Annotated in this window: 15 protein-coding genes; 9 read left to right on the plus strand and 6 right to left on the minus strand. The window is 55.0% G+C overall.

Annotated elements, in window-relative coordinates; genetic code table 11:
* Positions 1–14 precede the first annotated feature (14 nt).
* Positions 15–1,421 carry an argininosuccinate lyase gene (argH, locus tag TURPA_RS15545; RefSeq protein ID WP_014804258.1) on the plus strand — a complete coding sequence of 469 codons (1,407 nt, stop codon included), beginning with the start codon at positions 15–17 and terminating at the stop codon, positions 1,419–1,421.
* Here the strand turns inward: argH and TURPA_RS15550 are convergent.
* Genes TURPA_RS15550 through TURPA_RS15565 form a run of 4 tightly spaced genes read right to left on the minus strand, consistent with a single transcriptional unit; the run spans position 1,411 to position 4,177 of the window.
* The gene (locus TURPA_RS15550; protein WP_014804259.1) at positions 1,411–2,229 is read right to left on the minus strand and encodes a hypothetical protein; all 819 of its coding nucleotides are present in this window, start codon (positions 2,227–2,229) and stop codon (positions 1,411–1,413) included. The two genes, argH and TURPA_RS15550, sit on opposite strands and share 11 nt — an antisense overlap.
* A 1-nt stretch (position 2,230) precedes the next feature.
* A complete protein-coding gene (locus tag TURPA_RS15555) occupies positions 2,231–3,208 on the minus strand; it encodes a KpsF/GutQ family sugar-phosphate isomerase (RefSeq protein WP_014804260.1) in 978 nt (325 codons plus the stop codon).
* The gene (gene xseB, locus TURPA_RS22140) at positions 3,205–3,525 is read right to left on the minus strand and encodes an exodeoxyribonuclease VII small subunit (RefSeq protein ID WP_053332213.1); all 321 of its coding nucleotides are present in this window, start codon (positions 3,523–3,525) and stop codon (positions 3,205–3,207) included. The genes TURPA_RS15555 and xseB overlap by 4 nt, the downstream gene beginning before the upstream one ends.
* Positions 3,526–3,580: 55 nt before the next feature.
* Entirely contained in the window at positions 3,581–4,177 is a 597-nt protein-coding gene (locus tag TURPA_RS15565) for an AAA family ATPase (RefSeq protein ID WP_014804262.1), read from the minus strand.
* A gap of 57 nt (positions 4,178–4,234) precedes the next feature.
* Between TURPA_RS15565 and TURPA_RS15570 the strand changes: the two genes are divergently transcribed.
* The 3 genes from TURPA_RS15570 to tyrS are packed head-to-tail and all read left to right on the plus strand — an operon-like array spanning position 4,235 to position 7,040.
* Complete coding sequence (locus tag TURPA_RS15570) at positions 4,235–5,263, plus strand: glycosyltransferase family 2 protein (protein WP_014804263.1); 1,029 nt, start codon at positions 4,235–4,237, stop codon at positions 5,261–5,263.
* 43 nt (positions 5,264–5,306) lie between these two features.
* The gene (locus TURPA_RS15575) at positions 5,307–5,741 is read left to right on the plus strand and encodes a VOC family protein (RefSeq protein ID WP_014804264.1); all 435 of its coding nucleotides are present in this window, start codon (positions 5,307–5,309) and stop codon (positions 5,739–5,741) included.
* A gap of 48 nt (positions 5,742–5,789) precedes the next feature.
* A complete protein-coding gene (tyrS, locus tag TURPA_RS15580; RefSeq protein ID WP_014804265.1) occupies positions 5,790–7,040 on the plus strand; it encodes a tyrosine--tRNA ligase in 1,251 nt (416 codons plus the stop codon).
* A 21-nt stretch (positions 7,041–7,061) separates the two neighbouring features.
* Here tyrS and TURPA_RS15585 read toward each other — a convergent pair whose 3' ends face one another.
* Positions 7,062–8,327 carry an MFS transporter gene (locus TURPA_RS15585; protein ID WP_014804266.1) on the minus strand — a complete coding sequence of 422 codons (1,266 nt, stop codon included), beginning with the start codon at positions 8,325–8,327 and terminating at the stop codon, positions 7,062–7,064.
* 201 nt (positions 8,328–8,528) lie between these two features.
* On the opposite strand from TURPA_RS15585, the gene TURPA_RS15590 reads away from it, so the two are divergent.
* Genes TURPA_RS15590 through TURPA_RS15610 form a run of 5 tightly spaced genes read left to right on the plus strand, consistent with a single transcriptional unit; the run spans position 8,529 to position 13,632 of the window.
* Positions 8,529–10,406, plus strand: coding sequence for an ankyrin repeat domain-containing protein (locus TURPA_RS15590; RefSeq protein ID WP_014804267.1), 1,878 nt, complete (start codon positions 8,529–8,531; stop codon positions 10,404–10,406).
* A gap of 48 nt (positions 10,407–10,454) precedes the next feature.
* Complete coding sequence (locus tag TURPA_RS15595; protein WP_014804268.1) at positions 10,455–11,300, plus strand: NAD+ synthase; 846 nt, start codon at positions 10,455–10,457, stop codon at positions 11,298–11,300.
* Positions 11,300–12,865: an FAD-dependent oxidoreductase gene (locus TURPA_RS15600; RefSeq protein ID WP_014804269.1), complete on the plus strand. Its 1,566-nt coding sequence runs from the start codon at positions 11,300–11,302 to the stop codon at positions 12,863–12,865. Before TURPA_RS15595 ends, TURPA_RS15600 begins: the two co-directional genes overlap by 1 nt.
* Before the next feature lie 45 nt (positions 12,866–12,910).
* Complete coding sequence (locus TURPA_RS15605; RefSeq protein ID WP_014804270.1) at positions 12,911–13,345, plus strand: hypothetical protein; 435 nt, start codon at positions 12,911–12,913, stop codon at positions 13,343–13,345.
* The gene (locus tag TURPA_RS15610; RefSeq protein ID WP_014804271.1) at positions 13,342–13,632 is read left to right on the plus strand and encodes a SemiSWEET family sugar transporter; all 291 of its coding nucleotides are present in this window, start codon (positions 13,342–13,344) and stop codon (positions 13,630–13,632) included. Before TURPA_RS15605 ends, TURPA_RS15610 begins: the two co-directional genes overlap by 4 nt.
* Here the strand turns inward: TURPA_RS15610 and TURPA_RS15615 are convergent.
* Positions 13,597–14,286 carry a hypothetical protein gene (locus TURPA_RS15615; RefSeq protein ID WP_014804272.1) on the minus strand — a complete coding sequence of 230 codons (690 nt, stop codon included), beginning with the start codon at positions 14,284–14,286 and terminating at the stop codon, positions 13,597–13,599. The genes TURPA_RS15610 and TURPA_RS15615 overlap by 36 nt on opposite strands.
* Between the last annotated feature and the right edge of the window lie 19 nt (positions 14,287–14,305).

Raw genomic sequence — 14,305 nt, forward strand, 5'->3', positions numbered from 1 at the left:
ACGATAATCCCGAAATGGCAGATAAAACAGATAAATTATGGCACGGGCGCTTTGAAGCTCCGCCTTCAAAAATAACCGAAGAAATTTCCGAGTCGATTTCGTTCGATCAGGTCTTGTATAAAGTCGACATCCGCGCATCGCTGGCGCATGCGCGCATGCTACAAAGCATCGGCGTGCTGACAGCCGCCGAGTTCAACGATATCGAACGCGGCCTCAAACAGGTCGAGAGTGAAATCGAGTCGGGTAAGTTTACTTATTCTGCGGCGCTTGAAGATATTCACATGCATATCGAGTCGCGGCTGACCGAAGTCATCGGCGACACCGGCAAGAAACTGCACACCGGGCGGTCGCGCAATGACCAGGTGGCAGTCGATACACACCTATACACGCGCGAGGCATTGCAGGCGCACCGCGCCGACCTGACAGAGCTGCTGAAAGCATTCTTGAATCTGGCCAAACAAAACCTGAAAACCGTCTGGGTGGGCTATACGCATCTGCAGATAGCGCAGCCGGTTTTGCTGGGCCACTACCTCATGGCCTATTTCTGGCAATTTGCGCGCGACCTGGAGCTGCTCGATTTTACGCTGCAAAGTCTGCGCTTTTCGCCGCTCGGTTCGGCCGCGCTGGGCGGCGCCAATTATGCCGTCGATCGGCAGATGACGGCAAAAGAGCTGGGCTTTGCCGCGCCATACCCGAACAGCATGGACGCGGTTGCCAACCGCGACTACCAGTTAAATTACCATTTTTGGGTGACGCGCCTTTATTTGCACATTTCGCGCTTCTGCGAAGACATCATTATTTATAACACCACCGAATTCGGCTACGTGACGCTCGGCGATGCGGTGACCACGGGGTCGTCGATTATGCCGCAGAAGAAGAATCCCGACATTGCGGAGCTCTTACGCGGAAAAGCCGGCCGCGTCAATGGCAACCTGCAGGCACTCGTCACAAATCTGAAGGGTCTGCCGATGACCTATAACCGTGATCTGCAAGAAGACAAGGTATACCTGTTCGACAGCATTCAGCAGGCGCGTCAGGGTCTCAAGGGCATGCTTGAAATTCTGCAGAATATTCGTTTTAATGAAAGCCGGGTGCTCGAAAACCTGTCGCGCGGGTTTGCGCTCGCAACCGACGTCGCAGACTATCTCGTGCGCGAGCGCCAGGTTCCCTTCAGAGATGCGCATGCCGTCGCAGGTTCTGCCGTGAAACTTGCAGAAGAGCAGGGCAAACGCCTCGAAACCCTCACAGCAGCTGATTGGCAAAAAATCGCAGGCTACAAAATCGATTTTCCCGAAGGTTTTTTCACGCCGCTCGCATCGATCGCGCGCCGCCAGGGCGAAGGTTCTACAAACCCGCAGGCAGTCGGCGAGCAGATCGCTGCTGCTGACAGGTTCGTTCTTGAAGCAACAGCTAAAGCGTAAACTTTGCCCTGGGAAAGTGCATCACCGCACGGGTAGCGCCTTCAGATGCGCTGATCGTAAAAAACTCAAGCGGGTCTAACTGCATCTCGTAATAGATCTCGTCAGCCATAGCGATGCCAAACCCTGCGGATTCAGTCACGTCGATAAAGTCAGGCCCGAAATAGTCGGTCGACCGACCTTCGTCGAAAAGTTTGCGGTGCACGCGCCGGCTCTGCTGAATGCGTTCCATGTCTTTGGAAAGAATTGGTATGTCGTTCACCACGTTGAATACGATCTTTTCATCGGTCATTGCCATCGTGAAATGAATAAATACCTCTTCTTCTTCAAGCAGTTTGTTGAACTCCATTAATTGCTGAATGTCTTTGGTGGTGAGCGTTGCTGCGCGGCCCGTCCGTTTCTTTTCAGTCAGCTGCAGCACGTTATTGACGCGTTTTTTCAGCTTCTCAGGTATAATATGCCGGGTCATGAAGTCGCGCAACATTTCTTCATGAAAGATGATTTCAATCAGCGAGTCAATATCGTCGAACTGTTGCTTCAACAGCTTCATGCGCACTTCTGACTTAAAGATGACGTGTTTGGCGTTGGCTTTAATGGCGTTAAAAATGATTTCAACGACGGCTGAATAGAGATTAAAGAGCATCGCCGGGTTCAGCTGAAATTCTTCGAATATGCGCACGAAAATATTCATCAGCTCTTCGCGGCCGATGCGGGTTAGCGCGTTGATGCGAAACACGACAATGCGGTCGCGCTGCAGTTTACGGACTGCCTTCTCTATTTTTGAATTGGGTGTGGGATTGTTTTCTTGCATGTTACTTGGTCACCATGAGGTCATGCATGCGCACCACACCCACGGGTTTCTTTTGTGCATTCACAACGGGCAGAATGTACGTTTTTTTCTCTTGCATCAGCGCAAAAGCCTCGTCGACGAGCGCCGCGTCGCGTACAAAGATCGGGTCTTCGGTCATAATGTCGCCTGCCGTGGCGTTGAAGAGTTTTGTCGGGCTGGCGGTATAAAATTCGAGCAGCCGCTTGATATCGCCATCGGTGAGAATACCGCGCAGGTGGCCTTTGCTGCCGGTAATGACCATACAGCCAAGGTTGGCCGCAATCATCTTCGGCAAGAATGTCTTAAACGGCGATGAGCGGGCAATGAGCACACCGTCAATGGGCTGCATCACGTCTTTGACCCGGGTCAGCAGCTTCTTGCCGAGTGTACCCGACGGATGGTATTTGCCGAAATCTTCACGCCTGAATTTGCGCAGTTTAATAAGCGCGGTCGCGATCGCGTCGCCTATCACCAGAGACATCGTGGTCGATGCCATGGGGGCAAGTTCGAGGGGGCAACCTTCGCGGGTGATCGAATAGATTATTGCGGCATCGGCGTCGCGCGCGAGCGTGCTCTCGGCTTTTTGTGTGACAGCGATGAGTTTACCCTGCAGCCGCTTGATGTGCGGCATCAGTTCGACAATCTCGCGGGTTTCGCCCGAGTTTGAAAAAGCCAGCACAACCTCTTTTGCCTGCAGATTGCCGATGTCTCCGTGCAATGCATCGGCCGGGTGCAAGAATACCGAAGGTGAGCCAGTCGAGGTGAGAGTCGCGGCGACCTTGCGCGCGATAAGGCCAGACTTACCCATACCGCAGGTGAGAATGCGGCTTTTCGATTCTGCCATCACCGCGGCGGCGGAGGCGACCTGCCCGATAAACGTCGGGTTTGAGAGATTCGCGTTCAATGAGGTTTCGGCCGCCTTAAAGGTATCAGCGATGGCTGCTTTGAGATCGTTTTTCAAAACATTTGCCCCTGTAGTTCATTGGGTTCAGGAATTTTATCGTTGGGTAATTCATGCGCTGTGACGCTGCCGTCTTTAGCCTTTTTGAGCATCAGCCATTTGCCTTCTGCTTCTTTAAGTTTCACTTCACAGAATTCTTTCAATTGAAGGCCATACTCGTAAAGCCGCATCGACTCTTCGAGCGATTCTTTGCCGTCTTCGAGTTTTTCAGTAATTTCTTCGAGATCTGCCAGGGCCTTTTCAAAGGTCATGTCGGCAGGCAGGCTGGTCGCCGAACTTTCAACAGCAGAGGCGGATGCAGACTTTTTGGCGGCCATGGCGAGCATACTTGTTCATAAAAACGCCGCGTCAATCAGCTTGAAGAACGCCCGATTACCGGGCCCTGTTCTGGTAGCTCGCCACCAGGGATGCAAGTTCAGCAAGACCTGCGTTGACTTTTTGTATGAACGAAACGTTATGCGGCACAAAGACAAAATGCGGATGCCGGGACCAGAGCGCCCGCAGCCGCCGGTCTAGTGCAAGTGCATCTTTGAGCGATTCTATGCGCGATGGGTTGCCGCCCTCAATCGAGATACCTCCAACGGCGGCCGTTTCAAAGAAGATTACGGCATCGTATCGGCGTAGCTCCTCGTCGAGCGTCGTGCCCACGTGCTCAAAAAAACCGTCATTTTCATCGGGCCAGTACGCGGCGCCATCAACCGTGCCACGGTCGCAGAGCAGAACCCGGCTTTTGTAATGCGCAGCCTGTGCCTCTTCAAGATTCTTCTGTACATGATAGATGGCCCGCTGCGTCGCCTTGCGCACGCCGCTCTCACCCGTGCGGGGAAACCCGCCGGTGTAGAGCAGGGTCGCCGCTTCGGGAACAATCACAACGCCCTCGCCGATTTCCCGGCGGTAGAGGTCGGCCGCAGTCGTCTTGCCGCCGCCAGGGCCACCGGTGAGAACCACACGAAAACTTCTGTCTGCCATGAATACCTGCCGGGTGATGAAATGTTTGCGCCACGGGGCGTTTGGCAAACCTGACGCGTGCATGCCGATGTAAACAGCGAATCGCCCCGGGTGAGCGTTGTGATGCCGGTTTTTAATGCCGCTGAATGGCTGCGTGAAACCTGCTCGGGCATTCTGAGCCAGACAATGGCCGACTTTGAGCTCGTCGCAGTCGATGATGCGAGCAGCGACAAGAGTTATGAAATTCTTGAATCCGCCGCCAGAGACGATTCACGCATTCGGCTTATGCGCTCCCCGCAAAAGGGCATCGTCGCCGCCTTGAATTACGGCATCGCCGAGTCGCGCGGTCGCTATGTCGCGCGCATGGACGCCGATGACATCATGCCCACGCGACGGCTCGAGCTGCAGGCAGACTTTCTCGATAGGCATGCGCATATAGCTCTCGTCACGGGCAAGATCGTCTACCTGGGCGATGCGGCACTCAATGCGGGTTACGCGCGCTATGTCGACTGGCTGAACACTTTTCAGACAAGCAACGATTTTGCAGACCGGCGGTTCATTGAATCTCCTGTGGCGCATCCGTCGGTTATGCTCCGTCGCGAAGTGCTCAGGGCTGACCCTTACCGCCACGGCGATTTTCCCGAAGACTACGACCTGTGGCTTCGCCTGCTGCAGGCAGGCCTGTCTTTTAGCACGGTTGCAGAGCCGGTGCTCCACTGGCGTGACCACGGCGCGCGAGCATCACGCACTGATGCGCGCTATGACATTGAGAAATTCTACATACACAAATCAGGTTTTCTCGCCGAGTGGCTTAGGCAGCGGGGGCTAAACAAAGTGGTTGTCTGGTCGGGGGGCCGCCGCACACGCAGGCGCATCGACGCGTTGAGGGCGCACGCTATCACGATCGACCAGTTCATCGACGTGCATCCGCGTCGGGTGGGGCAGGTGATACAGGGGGTTCAAGTCGTCTCACCCGAGTCTTTTTTCGCCGGGCCGAAGAAATTTGTTGTCGTCTACGTGTCTTCGCGCGGCGCCCGCGAAGCCATCGTCACGTCGCTCAATGAAAACGGTTATACCGAAGGTTCAAATTTTATTTGCGCCTCTTGACTAAATCGCATTTACAATCGGTTGGCGCCCGGGCGAATGCGCTATGCCCACTGAAGTTATTGGTATCGATCACGTTTATTTTTCGGTGCGTTCACTCGAAATTTCAGAAGCGTACTACGACACGGTGCTCGGCGAGATTCTGGGCTTTCGCAAAAACTCTTTTCACCTCAATAAAAATCCGCATGTGCAATATTTCAACCGCCATTTCGGCTTCGTGATTCGCCAGGCCAGGGCCGAGGGCGATTTCAACAGCGAAAGCGCAGGGCTGCACCACTTTTGCCTGCGCGTCAATAATGAAGAGGATGTCGACCGGGCAGCGGCGGCGATGCGCCAGGCGGGCATTACTGTGTCGATACCGGCCTATCACCGTGAGTACGCGCCAGATTACTATGCAATCTTCTTCACCGACCCTGATGGTTTAAGGCTCGAGATCACGAACTTCAGGCAAGAGCGGCGCGACCGCATGGATAACTGGTAGATAGCGTCATTCGTCTTTTCGCCGTGTCGGCAGAGCAGAATATAGCGAATGGCAGCACCCGCACCCGCACACATTGAATTACCCGCAGAGCTTGAATCGCAGTTTCAAGAGCTGACGCGCGGCATTGAAGAGGTTTTGCCGGTCAATGAGTTTCGCAAAAAACTGCTCGATAGCTACACCAAAAAGGTGCCACTACGGGTAAAGGCGGGGTTCGACCCCACCGCGCCCGACCTGCACCTCGGCCATGCGGTGCTGATACAGAAACTGCGCCAGTTTCAGAACTTTGGGCACCACGTTTTATTTCTCATTGGCGATTACACCGCGATGATTGGTGACCCAACGGGCAAATCAGAGACGCGCAAGGTCTTGAGCCGCGAAGAGGTTGAGAAGAACGCGCTCACCTATAAAGAACAGGTGTTTAAAATTCTCGACCCGCAAAAGACAGAGATTGTTTTTAATTCTGCCTGGCTGGACACGCTGAAGCTCGAAGACATGCTGCACCTTACCGGCAAATATACCGTTGCGCGTATGCTCGAGCGAGACGACTTCTCGAAGCGTTACGCTGCCGGCCAGCCGATCTCGCTCGTCGAATTTATGTATCCGCTCATGCAGGGTTACGATTCGGTCGCGCTCAAGAGTGACATCGAACTCGGCGGCACCGACCAGAAGTTTAACCTGCTCGTCGGCCGCGACCTGCAGGGGCAATACAATCAGGCACAGCAGTGCGTCATGATGACGCCGCTCTTGGTCGGTCTCGACGGCGTGAAAAAAATGTCGAAGTCGCTCGGCAACTACATTGGCATTCAAGAAGCACCTGCCGATGTCTATGGAAAACTGATGAGTATCAGCGATGAGCTGATGCTCAACTATTATACGTTGCTTTCGAACAGGTCAATTGAGGATATCGCACGCATCAAAACCGGCCTCGCCGATGGCAGCCTGCACCCCAAACAGGCAAAAGCTGATCTCGCGCGCGAAATCACCGCGCGCTTTACTTCAGACTCAATCGCGGCCGCAACCGCCGATGAATGGAATAAGGTCCATAACCCGAAAGAACGGGGTGTGCCGCAAGACATGCCTGAATTTCGTTACAGCAAAGGCAGCCAGCTCACTCAGATCATCAAAGATGCAGGCCTTGCTCCCTCAAATTCAGAAGCGCGGCGCATGGTTGAGCAGAAATCGATCTACCGTGTCGAAGCAGATGGCAGTGAAATGGTGCTGACAGATTTCAAGATGCCGGTTAGCGAAGATTTTATTTTGCGCGCCGGTAAACGCAAGTTCGTAAAACTTGTTTCATGAGTAATTTGCGCTACGCGCAGATTACTCATGATAATTCAAATCTTTCCCATGCGTTTCAGGCATCGTGAGAATCGCCCAAACACCCAGCGCCAGCGCAATGCCGCCGACAATAAACGCCGCGGGTACCATGCCCTGCGCGCTGTTCACGGCGCCGTGAGCGAAAACTTCTTTATCGAGGTATAAAAAAGCAGTGGTTAAAAGCGGCACCGATCCGCGTACAAAGTTGGGTACCGTGGTGGCGACTGTAGCGCGCAGATTGGTGCCGAACTGTTCGGCGGCGATTGTTACAAAAACTGCCCAGTAGCCGTTCGCGAGGCCGAGCACGACGCAGAGTGTGTAGAAGTAGACCGGGCCGAAATCGCGTGAGAGCAGATAGACCGTAATGAGCGCGACGTTAATGAGCTGGCAGACAAATACCACCATGCGCCGGCTGCCGAGTCTCTGGCTGAGGTAACCTGTGAGAAAGTCGCCCAGCGATAATCCGCCATACATGAAGCCGATGGCATAGCCGGGGTTTACGGTGAAAGTCGCGCCGAGTGCGACGCCGAATTCTTTGGAGAAGATAATCAGAATGCCGACCGCAAACCAGAGCGGTACGCCGATCAATATTGAGCGCAGGTATTTCATGAACCGTTCACCCGACGTGAACAGATACAAAAAGTCGCCGCGTTTGACATTGGCCTCGGCGGTTTGTTCGTACATGCCCGATTCATAGACGCCGATGCGCATGATGAGCAGCATGAGTCCCATCACGCCGCCGATGATGTAGGCCGTCTGCCAGGGAAAAATATCACCGATGAGGGTCGCAGCAACCGCGCCGAGAATTCCGAAACCGGCGACGACCATGGTGCCGTAACCGCGTTTGTCTGCGGGCATGAGTTCGCTCACAAGCGTGATTCCCGCGCCAAGTTCACCCGCAAGGCCAATGCCGGCAATGAGGCGCAGCCACTGGTACGCCAAGAGGCCCGTTTCAACCGAGCCCGTGCGGTCGACGAATGCGTTCGCGAGATTCGCGACCGAATAGAGAAAGATGGATCCGAAGAGTACCGAGAGCCGGCCCTTTTTGTCGCCGAGCACGCCCCAGAAAATGCCGCCGAGCAGCATGCCGAACATCTGGTAGTTTAACAGGGTAGCTCCGACTTCTTTCATGGCCGCATCGGGCACGCCGAGGGTTCTGAGCGACGGTACGCGCACGATGCCGAAGAGCAAAAGGTCGTAGATATCGACGAAATAGCCTAGGGCTGAAACGAGAATCGCCGCTTTGGCGGCGCGCGAAATACCAGACATCTTTCTAGGCCCGCAATTCGGCACTTGGTGAAAAGGATAATTGTATCGCTGCCATAATGAACAGACCCTTTTGCGGCGAAAACCCTGACAATCCCGTTGAGCCTTTGGCTGCTGAGGCACAACTAATGACACAGCTGTACAAAAAGCTTGTCGGCTTAAGTTGTCTGCAATAGGCGAACATCTGTTCAGTATTTAGTCAACATGCGTATTCTATTGCTGACGATCGCTATTCCCCTGCTCAACCTGGCCGCATTAACGTACAAGACGCGTTCGGGCGAGGCCGATCTCGATTTTCAGTTCGATGTGCCCCCGGGGTGGGAGAGTTATACAGGCCTGCGCAAGGCCTCGCGCTATGCGTCGTTTCATACCAGAGATAATGATGGGCATGCATCGATCGAAGTCTATTCATACCGCGCCGATAACGCCAACCTCGACCATCTGTTGTTGCAACAACGTGCACGGCTTTCCGTTGCATTCGACAAAGTGTATTTGCAGAGCGCATCGCCTGCATTCAGCCGCGAGCAGGTTCGCCGCCAGGTCTGGACTGCGTACCGCGGTAAGACGCAGTACAAACTGGTGACCTCGTTCATCAAAACAGAAGACCGTGTGCTCAAAATATTCTGTATCGCAACCGCGAAGAGTTACCGGCGATTTGAATCAGCGTTTGAGAATTCATTACTGTCTTTTGGGTTTGCAGACGGCAAAATAGGTGCGGATGCAGAACGTGCTGAATCCACACGGGCAGAGGCAATATCTGTACCCACAGCCAAACCGACCCAAAAACCTCAGGTACTGGCAGCCCAGCCTGCCAAAAAATCGCTGCCACCCAACCCGGCTGCGACCAAACACTTGCTGACTGCCGTTAAGGGCCGCGATCTGCCCGGTGTCAGGCGTGCAGTCGAACAAAAGGCCGACGTGAACATTATCGACGCAGACGGTAATTCGCCGCTAACCTATGCCGTTGAGCAACACGACGAGCAACTGATACAGTTCTTGCGCGAGCATGGCGCGCTCGATGCTGCGGCAGGCAGGCGCATGCTGATTGCAATCGCGGAGAATAACCAGCCGCGGTTTTACGGCGCCCTCGACGAAAGCCCGAACCCAAACTTCGCCGATAAGAATGGCAACACACCGCTGATTGTCGCGGCAGCGTATGGCAATGCCGAGATCACGCAGATTCTGCTCGATATGAAAGTCGACGTCAATGCGGTCGACCGCGACGGCTATTCGGCTCTCTTCTATGCCGTGCAAGAAGGTCATATGCGGGTGCTCGAAAAGCTTGTGGGTGCTGGCGCCGAAGTTAATCTCAAGAGCCGGTTTGGATTCACGCCCCTCCATGTCGCCGCATTGCGCGGGCAGCAGAAGGCCGTCGAGCGCCTCATTCGCAGCGGAGCCAATGTGAATGCAATCGCATCGGGCGGCGGCACGGCAGCGTACTGGGCTGCGCTCGGTAAACACGATGAGATCGTTGCCTTGCTCACGCGCGCCGGGGCTGCGGACCCCGTATTTAACCGCGAACTTGCCGAAGCCGCGCTCACGAACGATGTTGTGCGAGCCGAAAAAGCCCTGCGCTCACCAAGCGTGAATATCGATATGGCAGATTTTGAGGGGCATTCGGCGCTCTTTTATGCGCTGAATGCGAACGCGACTGCCGTGGCTAAACTTCTGATTGAAAGCGGCAGCAGGGCAGACCAGCGTTCACGAGAGGGATACACACCCCTCATGGTCGCGGCTGCGCAGGGCGATGCGGCGCTTGTGCAACTGTTACTGAAAGACCGCAAAACGCTCGACGCAAGAGACCGGCTAGGTCGCACCGCGCTGATGCTCGCCGCCTGGAAAGGCCACACTGCGGTCGTCGAGCGGCTGCTCGCTGCGAAAGCCGATCTGAATGCGCAAGATAAAGACGGCTGGAGCCCGCTGATGTTCGCTGCATTCGCCGGGCAATCAGAGACTGCACGGCTGCTCATCAATGCCAGGGCTAAGACCCGCCTCAAGAACAGCAGCATGATGACAGCGGCCGATATCGCCTCGCAGCAGGGGGCCTTGCCAATCGCGCAGGCAATTCAGGCTGCGCGCTAAACTGAACGCGTGACAGCGTGAGTCGGGCCCGCAGATTCAGCCTCTGTTATGGCGAAGTTACCCGAACTACCCACATTCAACAATGAATTCATCGCAAACGCGCTCGCTGAAATCGTGCGCTCTGAGGTCAAAAAAACGGGCCTGAGCGAGGCCGTGCTCGGGGTTTCGGGCGGCATCGATTCGGCCCTGTCGCTCGCGATTGCGATTCGCGCCCTAGGCAAAGAGAACGTGACAGCGGTCATGATGCCCTATAAGAGCAGTAACCCTGATTCTCTGGGTGATGCAGAGAAACTCTGCGCAAAGTTTGGCGTGAAGGCCGAAAGGGTAGAAATTACGCCGATGGCCGACGCGTATTTTGCACGCGAAGGTGAGATGTCGGGTACGCGCAAGGGCAACGTGATGGCGCGGCTTCGCATGATAGTGCTCTATGACCTTTCGGCGCGCGACGCCTCGCTCGTGATCGGCACCAGCAACAAGACAGAAATATTGCTCGGCTATTCAACGCTGTGGGGCGACATGGCGTCGGCGGTGAACCCTTTGGGTGACCTGTACAAATACCAGGTGTTCGCGCTTTCGCGCCATCTCGGCGTTATCGATGAAATCTTAAAGAAAGCCCCGAGCGCTGACCTTTGGTCGGGTCAAACCGATGAGGGCGAGATGGGTTTTAGTTATGCGCTCGCTGACACGATTCTCTATTACTGGCTCGAGCGCAGTTATAGCGTCGCCGCGCTCAAAGAACTGGTGCAGGCAGCGGGCGCTGACGTGGCTGTGGTCGAGCAGGTACTGCGGCGCGTCGAGCGCAATGCCTACAAGCGGCAGATGCCCCTCATCGCGAAAATTTCTTCTGTTACGATTGGCCGTGAATTTCGCACACCCCGCGACTGGGGTATGTGATGCAGGGCGACCTCAACCGGCGCAGCTTTCTGGCTTACATTGCTGCCTTAGGTGCGGCATTCTTCGGTTTTCTCTGGTTGGGCGTCAGGCGCCGGGAGATCACTGCAGAACTGAAGGGGCCAGATTTGGCGCGCGGGCATGCGATGAGAACGCCGCTGAATCCTCATACCGCAGCGTCGACAAGCAAAATCGGTACGGCAATCATAGGCGCCGGGGCCAGCGGACTTTCGGCGGCGTGGTATTTGCAGAAGCAGGGTTACGGTAATTTCAGGCTCTATGAGCTTGAAAACCGTGCGGGTGGCAATTCGGCATGGGGGCAAAACCGTGTCGGGCGTTATCCCTGGGGGGCCCACTATCTGCCGACCCCCGGTGACGATGCGGTATATGTACGTGAGCTGCTGGCCGAGATGGGCGTCTTCGTCAATGGCAAGTATGGCGAAGAGTTTTTGGTACACGAAAATGAAGAACGACTCTTCATCTATAACAACTGGCAGCCCGGGTTAGTGCCGCTGATGGGCGCGCGCGAGACTGACCGCGCGCAAATTGAGCGCTTCTTCAGCGAGATGGCAAAATACCGTGATCTGCGCGGCAGAGACGGCCGCCGGGCATTCACGATACCTGCGAGCTTAAGTTCTGCAGACGAAAGATTCACCGCTTTTGACAGCATTTCTGCAGACAACTTTCTGCAAAACCTTGGTATAACTTCGATTCGCCTTCTCTGGTATATTGACTATGTGCTCCGTGATGAATATGGCGCGAACCGCACGAATACGAGCGCCTGGGCGATGCTGCACTATTTCAGCAGTCGAAGCCATGCCCACAACCTCGTTTGGCCAGAGGGTAATGGCCGCATTACCGAATACCTGCGGTCAAAGATCGAAGACAAACTGCAAGTTGCCACGACGCTTCGGCATGTCGAGCAGCAACGGCGAGGGTACCGGCTGCTTTTCCAAAACCACCATACCGGGCAAACCGAAACCGTTGTCGCCGACAATGTTATTTTTGCCGCTCCCAAATTCACGCTGCCTTATGTTTATCCCGCGCTCGACGCGAAAAAAAAAGCAGCGGCACAAAGCTTCACCTATTCACCGTGGCTCACCGTCAATCTGCTCGTGAACCATTTTGGTGAGCTCGACCCAGCCTGGGATAACGTCACCTATGGCTCGCATTCTTTGGGTTACGTGGTTGCGGAGCACCAACGCGCGGGCAAATTGCCGCATGCGCGAAGCCTCACGTTTTTTCATGCTTTCGACGCCGATGATACACTCGCCAGCCGGCGCCACTTGCTTGCGATGTCGGCGCGCGACGCCTGCAATTTTGCACTCGCTGAACTTACAAAGCCCCACCCAAAAATAGCAGACTTTGTCGAAGAGGTGGGCGTCTACCGCTGGGCGCATGCGATGGTAAGACCATCCGTCGGATTTCAAACTTCCATGAGCAGAAAAAGTCTAAGGGAAATTGCGCGCGGTTTTTACGGAGCGCATTCTGATATTTCGGGCATGAGCAATTTTGAAGAAGCACAGTTTCAGGGTGTCACAGCGGCCCAACGCGTACTGAAGGGCTAAAAATTTTATTTTCGGCCTGTCTCACAGCGCAAGCTTTTCCCTTCGATGGCTCTCTGGTCACGCAAAAAGTCTACACCCGCAATTGCGGTTGCGCTGCAGCTCAGCGAGACGCAGACTTCAACAAAGTTGCCCGCTGAGATTAAGCCCATTCAGGCACAGCCCAAGAAGAAAAAGACTCTAAAGCGCAGCAAACTGCCGGTGCCGGCTGCTGTCAAGCGCCGCTTCGAAGGCTATCTGCAGAAAGGCCGAAGGTGCTGGTCATGGAAGGGCTCGCACACGACCGACGGCTATGCGCAGTTCTGGGTGAATGACACCAAAGTCGTAAAGGCGCACCGCTTTGCTTACGAGATTTATGTCAGGCAGCTCGGCAAACGCGAGCGGCTGCATAACCTCTGCGAAAACAAGCAGTGTGTGAACCCCGCGTGTTGGGCGCCGTTTGCCATCGGTGCGCGCAAAAAATTGGTGGGGCGGCGGGTGTGATCGACTATCTCGGTTTTCTTGCAGGTTTCACCACGACAGTTTCGTTCTTACCCCAGGTTGTGCGCGTCTATAAGACTAAGTCAGGCCGCGACATCTCTGTGTGGACGATGGCGCTCTTGAGTTTTGGCGTTCTTCTTTGGCTGATCTATGGCAGCCTCATCATGAGCCTGCCGATCATCATTGCCAATGCCGTGACGCTGGTTTTGGTGTCGGCAATCCTATTTTTAAAACTTATCTACGCGCGGCGCAATTCACTGAAAGAAGTAGCCCCGGTAGACGGCAACTGAAGCGAGCCCCACGGACGCATAAATTTTCATGAGCCATGGCTCGCGTTTTCGTATCAGCCAATCGGCAATGCCCGTCAGCATCGCCATCGTGCAAAGGGTGAAGCCAGCGCTCAGGTAATCGAAGTTGTACGTAAACGCGGCATACGTCGCGGTGCCGATAATCGCCATGTCGACAAAATCTGCCGGGCGGGCCGCAGCCGAATAGTAACTGGCATTCGCCAGCGTGCGGCGTCCGAGGGCGCGAAGCCACGGCAAAATACCTTTAACGAGGCGCTTCAGCCGGGCAAACAGGTTACGGTCGCGCACAATAATGCGCTCGGCCGTGCCAAGAAATTCAGTCATGATACCATAGTTGCCGCCAATCAGCGCCAGAATCGGAGTGTCGGGCAGCGAGCTGAAATCTTTACGGTAAATATTCAGAATGTCAGTGAGGTCGGTCAGCGCCCCCGATTTCAGGTCTTTTTCGCGCAGCACCACGCCGTGCTTGATAATACTCTCGTAGTGCTCACCGCGCAGCGTCTTTACCTCAAGGCGAACCTGGCCGCTGGCGCGGTTCGCCTCGACCTTTACCTGGTCGTAATGCACGGTCACCGTTGAGTAGAGCTCGGGGTATTCCCATGAGGGATTTTTCATGTTCTGCCACTTGTACCGCATACTTACATATCGGATTCAA

Source organism: Turneriella parva DSM 21527 (genome assembly GCF_000266885.1).
GTDB classification, from domain to species: domain Bacteria; phylum Spirochaetota; class Leptospiria; order Turneriellales; family Turneriellaceae; genus Turneriella; species Turneriella parva.

What these genes read in the sequence shown, in the direction of transcription:
- argH (WP_014804258.1), top strand. Translation starts at nt 15, where the DNA reads ATGGCAGATAAAACAGATAAATTATGGCACGGGCGCTTTGAAGCTCCG.
- TURPA_RS15550 (WP_014804259.1), bottom strand. Translation starts at nt 2,229, where the DNA reads ATGCAAGAAAACAATCCCACACCCAATTCAAAAATAGAGAAGGCAGTC.
- xseB (WP_053332213.1), bottom strand. Translation starts at nt 3,525, where the DNA reads ATGGCCGCCAAAAAGTCTGCATCCGCCTCTGCTGTTGAAAGTTCGGCG.
- TURPA_RS15565 (WP_014804262.1), bottom strand. Translation starts at nt 4,177, where the DNA reads ATGGCAGACAGAAGTTTTCGTGTGGTTCTCACCGGTGGCCCTGGCGGC.
- TURPA_RS15575 (WP_014804264.1), top strand. Translation starts at nt 5,307, where the DNA reads ATGCCCACTGAAGTTATTGGTATCGATCACGTTTATTTTTCGGTGCGT.
- tyrS (WP_014804265.1), top strand. Translation starts at nt 5,790, where the DNA reads ATGGCAGCACCCGCACCCGCACACATTGAATTACCCGCAGAGCTTGAA.
- TURPA_RS15585 (WP_014804266.1), bottom strand. Translation starts at nt 8,327, where the DNA reads ATGTCTGGTATTTCGCGCGCCGCCAAAGCGGCGATTCTCGTTTCAGCC.
- TURPA_RS15590 (WP_014804267.1), top strand. Translation starts at nt 8,529, where the DNA reads ATGCGTATTCTATTGCTGACGATCGCTATTCCCCTGCTCAACCTGGCC.
- TURPA_RS15595 (WP_014804268.1), top strand. Translation starts at nt 10,455, where the DNA reads ATGGCGAAGTTACCCGAACTACCCACATTCAACAATGAATTCATCGCA.
- TURPA_RS15600 (WP_014804269.1), top strand. Translation starts at nt 11,300, where the DNA reads ATGCAGGGCGACCTCAACCGGCGCAGCTTTCTGGCTTACATTGCTGCC.
- TURPA_RS15605 (WP_014804270.1), top strand. Translation starts at nt 12,911, where the DNA reads ATGGCTCTCTGGTCACGCAAAAAGTCTACACCCGCAATTGCGGTTGCG.
- TURPA_RS15615 (WP_014804272.1), bottom strand. Translation starts at nt 14,286, where the DNA reads ATGCGGTACAAGTGGCAGAACATGAAAAATCCCTCATGGGAATACCCC.